This is a genomic window from Mesorhizobium sp. M1307, assembly GCF_040318155.1.
Taxonomy (GTDB): domain Bacteria; phylum Pseudomonadota; class Alphaproteobacteria; order Rhizobiales; family Rhizobiaceae; genus Mesorhizobium.
Window position 1 is genome coordinate 196,130 of the sequence record NZ_JAMYLR010000001.1, and the last position, 12,686, is coordinate 208,815.

Annotated in this window: 12 protein-coding genes; 5 read left to right on the forward strand and 7 right to left on the reverse strand. The window is 63.3% G+C overall.

Annotated features, from left to right (window positions below):
- Nucleotides 1–4 precede the first annotated feature (4 nt).
- Genes NKH16_RS00920 through NKH16_RS00940 form a run of 5 tightly spaced genes read right to left on the reverse strand, consistent with a single transcriptional unit; the run spans nucleotide 5 to nucleotide 5,435 of the window.
- On the reverse strand, nucleotides 5–1,210 hold the full coding sequence (locus NKH16_RS00920; protein ID WP_352742717.1) for a molybdopterin molybdotransferase MoeA: 1,206 nt from the start codon (nucleotides 1,208–1,210) through the stop codon (nucleotides 5–7).
- Nucleotides 1,210–1,716, reverse strand: a complete 507-nt coding sequence (moaC, locus tag NKH16_RS00925) for a cyclic pyranopterin monophosphate synthase MoaC (RefSeq protein WP_352616142.1) — start codon at nucleotides 1,714–1,716, stop codon at nucleotides 1,210–1,212. Before moaC ends, NKH16_RS00920 begins: the two co-directional genes overlap by 1 nt.
- A 2-nt stretch (nucleotides 1,717–1,718) precedes the next feature.
- Nucleotides 1,719–2,531, reverse strand: coding sequence for an indole-3-glycerol phosphate synthase TrpC (gene trpC / locus NKH16_RS00930; RefSeq protein WP_352742720.1), 813 nt, complete (start codon nucleotides 2,529–2,531; stop codon nucleotides 1,719–1,721).
- A gap of 4 nt (nucleotides 2,532–2,535) precedes the next feature.
- Nucleotides 2,536–3,546 carry an anthranilate phosphoribosyltransferase gene (gene trpD / locus NKH16_RS00935; RefSeq protein WP_352897970.1) on the reverse strand — a complete coding sequence of 337 codons (1,011 nt, stop codon included), beginning with the start codon at nucleotides 3,544–3,546 and terminating at the stop codon, nucleotides 2,536–2,538.
- Complete coding sequence (locus NKH16_RS00940; protein ID WP_352742724.1) at nucleotides 3,543–5,435, reverse strand: SurA N-terminal domain-containing protein; 1,893 nt, start codon at nucleotides 5,433–5,435, stop codon at nucleotides 3,543–3,545. The genes trpD and NKH16_RS00940 overlap by 4 nt, the downstream gene beginning before the upstream one ends.
- Before the next feature lie 142 nt (nucleotides 5,436–5,577).
- Here NKH16_RS00940 and tpiA point away from each other — a divergent pair, with 142 nt between their 5' ends.
- The 5 genes from tpiA to NKH16_RS00965 all read left to right on the forward strand — a co-directional run bounded on the left by tpiA (nucleotide 5,578) and on the right by NKH16_RS00965 (nucleotide 10,609).
- Complete coding sequence (gene tpiA, locus NKH16_RS00945) at nucleotides 5,578–6,345, forward strand: triose-phosphate isomerase (RefSeq protein ID WP_352742726.1); 768 nt, start codon at nucleotides 5,578–5,580, stop codon at nucleotides 6,343–6,345.
- Nucleotides 6,346–6,508: 163 nt separating this feature from the next.
- Nucleotides 6,509–6,961, forward strand: coding sequence for a preprotein translocase subunit SecG (gene secG / locus NKH16_RS00950; RefSeq protein WP_254817294.1), 453 nt, complete (start codon nucleotides 6,509–6,511; stop codon nucleotides 6,959–6,961).
- 199 nt (nucleotides 6,962–7,160) lie between these two features.
- Nucleotides 7,161–8,282 (forward strand): L,D-transpeptidase, encoded by a 1,122-nt coding sequence (locus NKH16_RS00955; protein WP_352448838.1) that lies wholly within the window; start codon nucleotides 7,161–7,163, stop codon nucleotides 8,280–8,282.
- Between the two features lie 147 nt (nucleotides 8,283–8,429).
- Nucleotides 8,430–10,058 (forward strand): CTP synthase, encoded by a 1,629-nt coding sequence (pyrG, locus tag NKH16_RS00960; protein ID WP_023674960.1) that lies wholly within the window; start codon nucleotides 8,430–8,432, stop codon nucleotides 10,056–10,058.
- A gap of 11 nt (nucleotides 10,059–10,069) precedes the next feature.
- Nucleotides 10,070–10,609 (forward strand): DUF1697 domain-containing protein, encoded by a 540-nt coding sequence (locus NKH16_RS00965; RefSeq protein WP_352705649.1) that lies wholly within the window; start codon nucleotides 10,070–10,072, stop codon nucleotides 10,607–10,609.
- 30 nt (nucleotides 10,610–10,639) lie between these two features.
- Here the strand turns inward: NKH16_RS00965 and NKH16_RS00970 are convergent, their stop codons facing one another.
- Together NKH16_RS00970 and NKH16_RS00975 are read right to left on the reverse strand one after the other, a co-directional pair.
- The gene (locus NKH16_RS00970) at nucleotides 10,640–12,097 is read right to left on the reverse strand and encodes an NCS1 family nucleobase:cation symporter-1 (RefSeq protein WP_352448841.1); all 1,458 of its coding nucleotides are present in this window, start codon (nucleotides 12,095–12,097) and stop codon (nucleotides 10,640–10,642) included.
- A gap of 193 nt (nucleotides 12,098–12,290) precedes the next feature.
- Nucleotides 12,291–12,683: an MmcQ/YjbR family DNA-binding protein gene (locus tag NKH16_RS00975; protein WP_352705647.1), complete on the reverse strand. Its 393-nt coding sequence runs from the start codon at nucleotides 12,681–12,683 to the stop codon at nucleotides 12,291–12,293.
- Between the last annotated feature and the right edge of the window lie 3 nt (nucleotides 12,684–12,686).

Here is a 12,686-nt window from a genome sequence, read left to right on the forward strand (position 1 = left end):
GGGTTCAGCGTAGCATCAGTACGTCGCAGGGGGAGCCCGCCGCCGCGGCAGGAGCGAACGGCGCGCGAACGATCAGCCCGTCGGCATCGGCCAGCATTTTCAGCATCGAGGAGTCCTGGATGCCGAACGGCGTCGCCACGAGCGTACCGGCGTCATCTATGACAACAGCCCGCACATAATCTTGCCTGAGATCGTTGGCCGGCATGGCAGCACCGAGCCGTGCCCGACGTATATCCTGCTGAAAGGCGCGGCCGCCGAGCCGCGCCAGCAGCGGCTTCAGGAAGAGCTGAGTGCAGACCAGGCTTGCCACCGGATTGCCGGGCAGGCCGATGCAGCGAATGTCTCCCAGCCGCCCGAACATCAGCGGCTTGCCCGGCCGCATGGCGATCTTCCAGAAATCGAGCGTCATGCCTTGCCCGGTCAGCACGTCATGGACGAAGTCGTGGTCACCGACCGAGGCACCGCCCAGCGTGACGATGACGTTCGCGCCAGCCTTCACGGCCTTTTCAACCAGCGCAGCGATCGCCTCCCTGCGGTCCGGCGCGATGCCAAGGTCGAGCGCGCGCGCACCGACCGACTGTGCGGCAGCGGCGACACCATAGGCGTTGGAGGAGATGATCTGGTCGGGGCCAAGATCGCTGCCCGGCGGCAGCAATTCGTCGCCGGTGGCGATGATGGCGACCAGCGGCCGTTTGACCACGCGCACCTCGGGGTGATTGGCCGATGCCGCCAGCGACAAGGCCGCCGGGTCGAGCAGGCGGCCTTTGGGCAGCAGGACATCGCTCTTGGCGAAATCGAGCCCGAGGCGGCGGATGTTGCGCCCCTGCACCGTCGGTTCCGTCACTTCGACGCTGCCGCCGCCGAGATCGCGGACGTTCTCCTGGATGACGATGGTGTCGGCGCCTTCGGGAAGCGGCGCGCCGGTAAAGATGCGCACGGCCTGCCGCTGCTGCACCGTTCCGGCAAAGCCGCGTCCGGCCGGCGCCATGCCGACCACCGAAAGCCTTGCCGGTACGGACGCGATATCGGCCGCCCGCACGGCATAGCCGTCCATGGCGGAGGCATTGAACGGCGGCTGGGTTCGGAGCGCCACGACCGGCTCCGCCAACACGCGGTCTGCGGCATCCAGCAGTGCGACGCGTTCACCCGGTAGCGCTGCTGCGCCGTCCAGCAGGCGCTCGAGCGCCTCGGCAACTGGGACCAGCGCCATTATCGGCCTGCCTCGGTGGCCTCGTCTCCGGTGATCTTGTAGTCGCCGGATTTGCCGCCGGTCTTTTCAACCAGCCTGATGCCGGAGATGACCATGGCGCGGTCGACCGCCTTGGCCATGTCGTAGATGGTCAGGCAAGCGACCGAGACGGCACTCAGAGCCTCCATCTCAACGCCGGTCTTGCCGGTGACGCGGGTCAATGCTGTCACCTTCAGGCCGGGCAGCGCGGCGTCCGCCTCGATATCGACAGATATCCTGGTCAGCAGCAGCGGATGGCAAAGCGGGATCAGTTCATGCGTCTTCTTGGCCGCCATGATGCCGGCAATGCGCGCGGTGCCCAGCACGTCGCCCTTCTTGGCGTCGCCGGCGAGGATCATGTCCAGCGTCTCGGGCCGCATCGCGACAAAACCTTCTGCGACTGCCGTGCGCACCGTCTCAGCCTTGTCGCCGACATCGACCATGTTGGCTTCGCCCTGCGCGCCAAGATGGGTGAGGGCGGCCGCCATCCTCAAACGACCTCTGCCGGCGCCTTGCCCGTCAACAGCAGGCGCGTTGCCGCGGCCACGTCCTGCTGGCGCATCAGGCTCTCGCCGACCAGGAAAGTCGCAATGCCGCTCTGCTCCAGCCGGCGGCAATCGTCGTGCGAAAAGATACCGCTCTCGCTGACCAGATGGCGGTCGGCCGGCACCATCGCTACCAGCCGCTCCGAGGTCTGTAGGCTGGTTTCGAAGGTCCGGAGATTGCGGTTGTTGATTCCGATCAGCCGCGACGACAGCTGCAGCGCGCGTTCCATTTCAGCCTCGTCATGCACTTCGACCAGCGCGTCCATGCCGAGCCCGAACGCTGTCGCTTCGAGTTCTCTTGCCAACGCGTCGTCGACGCTGGCCATGATGATCAGGATGGCATCGGCGCCCCATGCCCTGGCCTCGTAGACCTGATAGGGGTCGAACAGGAAATCCTTGCGCAATGCAGGCAGCTCGACGGCAGCGCGCGCAGTGGTGAGGAATTCGGGCGCGCCTTGGAAGGAGGGTGCGTCGGTCAGCACCGAAAGGCAGGCGGCACCGCCCTTCGCATAGGCCCAGGCCAGCGTCGGCGGATCGAAATCGGCGCGGATCAGGCCTTTGGATGGACTAGCCTTCTTGATTTCGGCAATCAGCGCGAACCTGCCGGATTTGCGCGTTGCTTCAAGGGCGGAAAGAAAGCCGCGCGGCGCGTCGGCATCCGTCGCCCGTGCCTTGATCTCGGCCAATGACACGCGTGCCTTGGCCGCCGTGATCTCGTCGCGCTTGTAAGCCTCGATCTTGCGCAGGATGTCGGACATGGTTTTAACCGTTCGAAATCTCGATCAGCCTGTCGAGCACTTTCAGCGCGCGGCCGCTGTCGATGGCCTGCGCCGCCGTTACTATGCCGTCGGCAAGCGTCGTCGCTTTGCCGGCCACCACCAGCCCGGCGCCGGCATTCATCAGCACCGTATCGCGAAAGGCGCCGGCTGCGCCGGCCAGCATGTCGCGCAGTGCCTGGGCGTTGTGGGCGGCGTCGCCGCCGCGCAACTCGTCCTTGGTGTGCCGCTTCAGTCCGACGGCTTCCGGGGTCAGCGTAAAGCTGCGGATCTCGCCGCCGGCCAGTTCGGCGACAAGTGTCTCGCCGGTGGTGGTGATCTCGTCATAGCCGTCGCCATGGACGATCCAGGCATGGTCGGCACCAAGTTCCTTCAACGTTTCTGCCACCGGCATGATCCATTCGGGCAGGAACACGCCGACCATCTGCCGTCTGACACTCGCCGGATTGGAAAGCGGGCCCAGCAGGTTGAAGATGGTGCGGGTTCCGAGCTCGACCCGGGTCGGGCCGACATGCTTCATCGCCGGGTGATGCGCCGGCGCGAACATGAAGCCAACGCCGGCCTCGTGAATGCAGCGGCCGATCGTCTCCGGAGGGATGTCGATCTTGACGCCCAATGCGATCAGCACATCGGCGGCGCCGGTCAGCGAGGACAGTCCGCGATTGCCGTGCTTGGCGACGGGCACGCCGCTGCCGGCGATGACGAAAGCGGATGCGGTCGAAATGTTGACGCTGTGCGAATTGTCGCCGCCGGTGCCGACAATGTCGATGGCGCCCTCGGGGGCTTCGACACGCAGCATCTTGGCGCGCATGGTGGCGACGGCGCCGGCGATCTCGCTGACGGTCTCACCGCGCACGCGCAATGCCATCAAGAAGCCGCCGATCTGGCCGGGGGTAGCATCGCCCGACATGATAATGTCGAAGGCCTCGCGCGCCTCCTCGAAGGAAAGAGCGCTGCCGGCGGCGACCTTGGCGATGTGGATCTTCAGCGCGCTCATCTGGCCAGGGCTTGGGTTACGGCCGTCTGATCGATGCGGACGTCATATTGCGTCTGCAACTGCGCTACCAACTGGTCGAGCAGGTCGTCGGACATGCCGGATGTGAAGGACTTCTGTGCGTCCTCGGGTACTGAGCTGGCGTCGGCCCCGGCGGGCTCGAATACCTCGGCAACCTTGAACAGGATCTGTCCGTCGCCCGTGGGCGAGGGGATCAGCCCGGTGCCGCCTTCGCCGACGCCGAACATCGCGGCGGCGCCTTCCTTGCCGAAATCGACGTCGTCAGCATCGCGCTTGACGCCGCGCTTGGTCTGCTTTTCGAGCTTGAGCTCACCGGCGATCACCTCGAGCGTGGCGCCAGCCTTGAGACGCTTCTCGAGCTCCTGTGCTTTTGCGGTGAGCCGTTTGGTGGTGTCCGCCGCGGTCCAGTCGGCCACGACCTTCTGGCGGACTTCGTCCAATGTGCGGTCGCGGGCAGGCGTGATCGCGCTCACGTCGTAGAAGACGAAGCCGTTATCGGCGGTGGTGAGGCCTTCATTGTCGGTTCCGGGTTCGGATTCGAACACCGCCTTGATGAGTGCCGGCGATTCCGGCAGGTCTTTGACGATGCTTCCATCCGGCCGTTGGCCGGTGCGATCGATGGCATCGATGGTGACGACCTTCAGCTTCAATTTGGCGGCTGCCTCGGCGAGCGAACTGCCCGAGGCGCGCGTATCCTCGTAATTGTCGTGCACGTCCAGCAAGATGCGGCTTGCCTCGCCCAGTGCCAGGTCCTTGCGGATCTGCTCGGATACTTCAGCCAGCGGCTTCACCACTTCCGGCTTGATCTCGGTGACGCGCAGCAGAACGGGACCAAATGCGCCTTGTACGACCGGGCTGACCTCATTGACGTTTAGTTTGAAGGCAGCGTCGGCGACCGCCTTGTCGGCGATCTTGTCCTTGGCCAGCGTGCCGAGCAGCGTGTCGGCCGGCGTCTTGCCTTCGGCAGCGACGATCTTGTCGAAGGTCGCGCCGGTCCTGAGCGAATCGAGCGCCGCCTTTGCGGCATCAGGTGTCTTGAACACAAGCTGCTCGATGGTGCGCATCTCCGGTGTGGTGTAGCGCGCCTTGTTCTTATTGTAGTCGTCGCTGACCTGTTGGTCGGTCACCGCGCTCAAATCCATGATGTCTTCCGGTTCGAGCCTGACATAGGAGAACTTACGGTATTCGGGCGCGGCGTAGGTTTTCTTGTTTTCCTCGAAATAGGCCGAAAGCGCGCTGTCGGACGGCGCTTCTATCGGTTCGACCAGCGATTTCGGCAAGGTCAGGTAGTCGATGGTGCGATCTTCGCCGCGATAGAGCGCGACCGCCTTGAAGAAAGTATCCGGGGCCTTGAGGCCGTCCGAAACCGCCTCGACGATCTGCTGGCGGACCGCGACCTGGGCGCGGTTCTTCAAATAGTCTTCCGGCCGCATTCCGATCTGCCGAAGCAGGTACTCGAAGGTTCTCCTGTCGAAGCTTCCGGCAGGCCCTTTGAACGCCGGGTCTTCACGCGTCAGTTCGGCGAGCCGGTCCTTTGACAGGCCGAGTCCGAGCTTGCGGGCCTGCTCGTCGAGGACGGCGCCCGACACGAGTTGCGCCAGCACCTGGTTGTCGATGCCGAGCGCCGTCGCTTGCTCACGGCTGATGCGCTGGCCGAATTGCTGCGACATGACGCTGAGCTGGCGATCGTAGGCGAGGCGGTATTCGTTGATCGAGACCTTGGTGCCTCCGGCCGTGATCACGGCATCATGGCCGGCAAGACCGCCCATCAGGCGGCCCGAGATGCCCCAGACGGCGAAGCTCAACACCAACAATGACAGCAGCAGTTTAGCGACCCAGGTCCCCGCCGCGCTTCTCAACATACCAAGCATGAGTACTTCCGATTTTTGCGCATTTCGCATGCGCCGAGTCTGAAACAAGCGCAATAGCGCCCTTCCTGCCCACTGTCGATTGCTTTGTGGCCTGATTTTGATAGTGAGGGCCAGCTGGAAATTGCCCGGAGAAACAAATCCCATGACGCCTGGAATCCGCCCGCTCGTCGCCGGCAACTGGAAAATGAACGGCACCAGCGCCTCGCTCAACGAGCTCAGGATGATCGGCAACGGCTTCATGAGTGGGCTCGACGCCGAGACCGAAGCGGTGGTCTGCGTGCCGGCGACCTTGCTTGCGCACGCCGCCGAGATTCTGTCGCGCACGCCGGTGCGGGCCGGCGGAGAGGATTGCCACACCGAGGAAAGCGGCGCCTACACCGGCTGCATTTCGGCCGAGATGCTGAAGGATGCAGGTGCCAGCCATGTCATCGTCGGCCATTCCGAATGCCGCGCCGATCGCAAGGAGGACGATGCCTTGGTCCAGGCCAAGGCCTCCGCCGCATGGCGCGCCGGGCTGGTGGCCATCATCTGCATTGGTGAGACAAGAGCCGAACGAGAAGCAGGAGCCACGCTCGACGTGCTGTCGCGCCAGGTCGCTGGCTCGGTCCCGCCAAACGCCACGGTTTCCAACACCGTCATTGCCTATGAGCCAATATGGGCGATTGGGACCGGCTTGACCCCGACCGCCGCCGACGTCGCTGAGGCACATGCGCATATCCGCGAAGAACTGGCACGGAAGCTCGGCAATACGGCGGCCAAGATGCGCATTCTCTACGGCGGCTCGGTCAAGCCGTCCAACGCCGTCGAGTTGCTCGGCGTCAGGAATGTCGATGGCGCGCTGGTCGGCGGCGCCAGCCTGAAGGCGGCGGACTTCCTCGGCATCGCGGAAGCCTATCGAAACATCGCTTGATACAAGGACTGCTTGCTGCATTTGAGCGGACGGCCGGCGCCGAAATCGTTGCAAAGGACGCATTGCTTCCCATATTCCGGCCACGGGCTTGGAAATGCCGTCAAAGCATTGTATTGAGCCGCCTCCAAATCAGCGGCCGCACAAGGCCTTGCCAGGGTAAATTATGGAAACCGTACTGATCGTCGTCCACCTCATGGTCGTGCTCGCGCTTGTCGGCGTGGTGCTGCTGCAGCGCTCCGAAGGCGGCGGCCTCGGCATCGGCGGCGGATCGGGCTTCATGACCGCGCGTGGCGCCGCCAATGCGCTGACGCGGGCGACGGCGATCCTGGCTGCCGCTTTCTTCGTCACTTCGCTGACACTGTCGATCGTTGCGCGCTATGGCGAGAAGCCGATCGACATTCTCGATCGCGTGCCGGCGACCTCGGACGGAGCAGGCAAGGGCGTACTCAACCAATTGCCTGGAACCACGACGCCGACGCCGCCTTCGGGCACCACGGCGCCGACCCCGCCGTCCGGCAATGGCGCGGCAACGACGCCGCCGGCAACCGCTCCGGCGACGCCGCCAGCGACAAACGGCGCCACCGCGCCGGCCACGCCGCAGGTCCCCAACCAGTAATAGGGCAACTTATGCCGCGATCTGTTGTCGTTTGAACACAGTCGCGGCAAATGCCGCATGATCACGAAGATTCGACTGCGCCTCACGCTTGAGGCGCTTCCGGCTAATCGATTATACGTTGCACGCGGCATTCTCGGCGTCCTTGGGGGGCGCCGGGCGACGCCGTGGGCAACAAGCATTGAACGATCGGATCTTCCCCATGCAGCTTCGCAGCTTCATTTTTGCCGGCCTTTGTGCCGTGCTCAGCCTAGGTGCGCCCGCTTACGCGGCCATGCCGACGGCAAACTCGGCCCACAAAGCCGCGACAACAACCGACGTCGTCAAGGTCGCTGCCAAAAGCGATGCAGCGCAATTGAAGCTTCTCAAGAAGAAGAAAGATCCGACGCCGGACGACCTTGCGCAGATCCGCAAGATCGAAGCCAAGATCGCAGCCGACAAGGAAGCCGCTCGCGCCAAGGCACTCGAAGCCAGGAAGCTGGCGATGCGTGAGGCGGCGAAAGCCAAAGCCGATGCGGAACGGCAGGCGTTCCTTGCCAAGAAGAGCCAGCCGCTCGCAACGGCCAAGGTGGCTGACGCCACGCCGGCCAAGAAGAAGACCGTCAACATCATCGAACCGATTACGCCCATTGCGCCGATCCAGTCGGCCGAGCCGATCCCGGCCGAGGCCATGAACGTTGCGCTGACCGGCAACAATGGCGAGTTGCGCAGCGAACCGGTCGGGCAGAAGCCTCAGAGCGTCGGGCTTTTCGCGGGACTGTTCGGCGGCACATCCTCTTCGTCGATGTCGCTGCTTCCGGAAACACGCGCGCTCGACGCCGCGCTCGAAAGGAAGCAGGCCAAGCGGCAGTTCAAGGTCAAGGCGGAATTCGTGCCGCAGGAGGTCGAATTCACCGGCTACAACCCCGGCACCATCGTCATCGACACCAGCGCCCGTCGTCTCTACCTCGTCGAATCATCGTCAACCGCCCGCCGTTATGCCATCGCGGTCGGCCGGGAAGGCCTGCAGTTCAAGGGTACGGTTGCCGTCGGCGACAAGCAGGAATGGCCGCGCTGGATTCCGACGCTGGATATGCAAAAGCGCGAACCCAAGCACTATGGCCAGTACAAGGACGGCATGCCCGGCGGCGGCGACAATCCGCTCGGTGCGCGCGCCATCTATCTTTACGACGGCAAGAAAGATACCCACCTGCGCATTCACGGCACCATCGCGCCGCAGTCGATCGGAACCAGCGCCTCCAATGGCTGCTTCCGCATGATCAACGAGCACGTCATGGACCTTTACCGCCGGGTGAAAGTAGGCACCAAAGTCGTCATTATCTGACGCTTTGACAGATCGTGCCAAAAGGGCCGGCCTCGCCGGCCCTTTTGTTTTGATACGCCAACGACCAGAGCGCCTTCTTGGGAAAAAGCCTTCGCGGCGGTTTTTTCTCTGGCGGAATCAATTCGGCCGCGTTAAGCGATGACTCCCATGGCGCGATATGTATTCATCACAGGCGGCGTGGTTTCCTCACTTGGAAAAGGCATTGCTGCAGCGGCCCTTGGGGCTCTCTTGCAGGCGCGGGGCTATCGCGCACGCATCAAAAAGCTCGATCCCTATCTCAATGTCGATCCCGGCACGATGTCGCCCTATCAGCACGGCGAAGTCTTCGTGACCGATGACGGGGCCGAGACCGATCTCGATCTTGGCCATTATGAGCGCTTCACCGGCCGCTCGGCCAACCAGCAAGACAACATCACCACCGGCCGGATCTATAAGAACATCATCGAGCGCGAGCGGCGCGGCGACTATCTCGGCGCTACCGTGCAGGTCATTCCGCACGTCACCGACGAGATCAAGAATTTCGTCCTCAACGGCAATGACGACTACGATTTCGTGCTGTGCGAGATCGGCGGCACCGTCGGCGACATCGAAGCGATGCCGTTCCTGGAGGCGATCCGCCAGCTCGGCAACGACCTGCCGCGCAACAACGCCGTCTACGTCCACCTGACCTTGATGCCTTACATTCCGACGGCGGGCGAACTGAAGACCAAGCCGACGCAGCATTCGGTCAAGGAGTTGCGCGGCATCGGCATTGCACCCGACATACTGCTGGTCCGCGCCGACCGGCCGATCCCCAAGGAAGAGCGCAGAAAGCTGTCGCTGTTCTGCAATGTCCGCGAAAGCGCCGTCATCCAGGCGCTCGACGTCCCGCATATCTACGACGTGCCGATGGCCTATCACAATGAAGGGCTGGATTCGGAAGTGCTGGCGGCCTTCGGCATCGATCCCGCGCCGAAGCCGCGCATGGAACGGTGGCAAGCGGTGTCCAACCGCATCCACAATCCGGAAGGCGAAGTGACCATTGCCGTCGTCGGCAAATATACCGGCCTCAAGGACGCCTACAAATCGCTGATCGAGGCGCTGTCGCATGGCGGCCTCGCCAACCGGGTCAAGGTCAAGCTCGACTGGATCGAAAGCGAGATATTCGAGAAGGAAGACCCGGCGCCGTGGCTGGAGAAGGTCCATGGCATTCTCGTCCCCGGCGGTTTTGGCGAGCGCGGCTCGGAGGGCAAGATCCTGGCGGCGAAGTTCGCGCGCGAGCGCAAGGTGCCGTATTTCGGCATCTGCTTCGGCATGCAGATGGCCTGCATCGAGGCGGCGCGTTCGCTGGCTGGCGTCGAGCGCGCATCATCGACCGAGTTCGGTCCAACCGAGGAGCCGGTCGTCGGCTTGATGACCGAATGGCTGAAGGGCAACATGCTGGAAAAGCGCAGGGAAACCGGCGACCTTGGTGGTACCATGCGGCTCGGTGCCTACCAGGCCGACCTCGCCAAGGGATCGAAGATCGCCGAGATCTATGGCGATACGCAGATTTCCGAACGCCATCGCCACCGCTACGAGGTCAATGTCGACTACAAGGAGCGGCTCGAGGATTGCGGCTTGGTGTTTGCCGGCATGTCGCCGGACGGCGTGCTACCGGAAACGGTCGAATATCCCGACCACCCCTGGTTCATCGGCGTGCAGTACCATCCCGAGTTGAAAAGCCGGCCGCTCGATCCGCACCCGCTGTTTGCCAGCTTCATCGAGGCGGCGGTAGAGCAGTCGCGGCTGGTCTAGACTAGCCGCCCATGCAAACTTACGTCGCGCTGCTCTACAGCATTGTCCTGGGCGAGGGGCAGCGGGTCGTCATGTCCGATCTGAAGGCGATGGCCGAAGGCCTGGGTCTGAATAACCCGCGCACGCTGGTAGCGACCGGCAATCTGGTCTTCGAGGCGCAAGAAACAGAACTTGCGACGTTGGAGCAGCGGCTGGAGGCGGCGTTCGCAAAGACTTTCGGCCGCCACGTCGACATCATCGTGCGCCGCGCCGACGGCTGGCTAAGGCTGGCGGCCGGCAATCCGTTCCCAGCTGAATCGGCTGAGACCGCGGACCAGGTGGCGGTGCGCGTGATGCGAGCGCCCGTTCCCGCCGAGACCGCCGTGGCGCTTGAGGCATATGCCGGCAAGGACGAGAAGCTGCGGATTGTCGGCGGCGACATCTGGATCGTCTTTTCCCGCGAGATGCCGAGTTCGCGGCTGCTTGCGGCGGTGAGCCACAAACGTCTCGGCATCGGCACCTCGCGCAACTGGAATACCGTGCGCCGCCTGGCCGAAATGATCGCAGAATGAACGGGGCGGCTCGCGCCGCCCCGACTCCGTTCAGGCCTTGGCTATCCTGGCTCTGGCACCGAGTGCCATCGTGCGCAGCACGTAATAGATGACGCCGGCAATTGCCACGCCGAAGAACCAGCCATAGACGCCCCACCAGGACGGCAGCAGGCTGGTGAAGTTGGGCAGGATCGAGGAGAAGACCGCGCCGATACCGGCGGCGATGAAGGCATTGACATGCCAGCCGCCCTGAAAGCGGAATTCGCCATTCTCCCTGTAGAGCGCCTCGACGTCGACCTCGCCCTTCCGGATCAGGTAATAGTCGACCATCATCACGCCGAAGATCGGCCCCATCGTCGCGCCAATGATGTTGACGAAGGAGGCGGCACTGCCTTCCCAGGGCGCGAATGGATAGAGCACCAGCGCGATCAGCGCCGCGATGTAGCCGCCCTTCTTGAAGTCGATCTGGCGTGGAAAGACATTGGAAAAGTCGAAGGCCGGCGACACGAAGTTCGCCACCACATTGATGCCGAGCGTCGCCACCGCAAAGGTCAGGGCTGCGAGCGCCGCCAGGAACCAGCTGTCGAATTTCGCCGAAATCTGGTCGGGATGCAGCAGCACCTCGCCATAGACGTCGAAGGCGGCGATCGTGGTAACGCCTGCGACCAGCGAGAACAGGATAAGATTGACCGGCAGGCCCCAGATGTTGCCCTTGCGCAGCGATGCCTTGTCCGGGGCGTAGCGCGCGAAATCGCAGAAGTTGAGATAGAGCGCGGAGAAATAGGTCACCCAGATTGCGGCCACCGCAAACAGCGAGGTCCAGGAGCCCGGCGTGCCCGGCACGCCCGCGTCCTTTGTCTTTTCCAGCAGCACATCCATCGGGATGTCGCTGGTGAAAGCGAAAGTGCCTGCCTTGATGCAAAGATAGATCGCCAGGATCAGCATCATCACCCACACCGCCGGTCCGGCCCAATCCTGGAAGCGGCGCACCGTTTCCATGCCTCTCTGGATGATCAGGAGCTGCAGCGCCCAGATGACGGCGAAGCAGATCACCTCGAGCCCGGAGTGGCCGAGGAAATGGGTGCTCTGGTTGAAGTCGGCGAACCATTGCGAGCGGATCAGCAGGGCTACGATCGCCCCGGAGGCGGCCGCCGTCTGCGCGCCGTACCAGAAGCAGGCGACGATGGCGCGCACCAGCGCCGGTATGTTGGCGCCCCAGATGCCGAAGGAGGCACGCGCCAGGACAGGGTAGGGCACCCCGGTCTTCACGCCGGCATAGCCGACCATGTTCATTAACGCATAGATGATCAGCGAGCCGATACCGATGGCGATGATGAAGTTGACGAAGCCGCCGCAGAACAGGAACAGGCTGGCAGCGAGATAGTAGCCCCACAGGCTGTGGACGTCCGACGTCCAGACGTTGAAGATCGAGAACGGTCCCCAGTTTCGAACCTTCGCCGGTGCGAGATCCTCATTGTACAGGTCCGGTGATGCGTCTTGTATGGTCATTGCTATGTCCTCCCCTTGTTACCGCACGCGCCTCCACGCATGGCACGCAGGTTAAGCCTGACGCAGGGGAACCGGCAAGCAGACGATTTGCCGGCGTTGGGCTTAAAGTCATTCAATGAGAAACGCGCTTATCGGCGTGGCGTCGTTGAGCTTCTAGCGCCGACGATTCGGGGGGTGACACCGATCGCTCGACCTAAGCTCCCGAGTCCACCTTGTACGTGATCAGGGCGGCAAGCTTTTTGGGCGCTTGTGCGCGATAACTCTCATCGAGCCATGACTTCAGTTGTCCGATCGGTGGCAGTTCGTCCGGTGCTGGTTCGAATGTCACCCATCCGCTCTTGCCAAGGCCGTACTCCGCCGGCGACGCATAGTGGAGCTTTCTCGCCTCGTCGCCGCTGTAGGGGAGTTTGAGGGAGATGCTGAACGGTTCGCCTTCCAGGCTCAAATAAGCAAAGGTCTTGCCTTTCACCGCGAGATCGTCGTGACCAGGCCACGGACTCTTTGTCTCGGCGCCCGGATAGGTGAGGCCGAAGGCGCGCAGTTCCTTGAGAACGGCATCGGTCGAAGCGCGCGATTTCCTACTCATCAA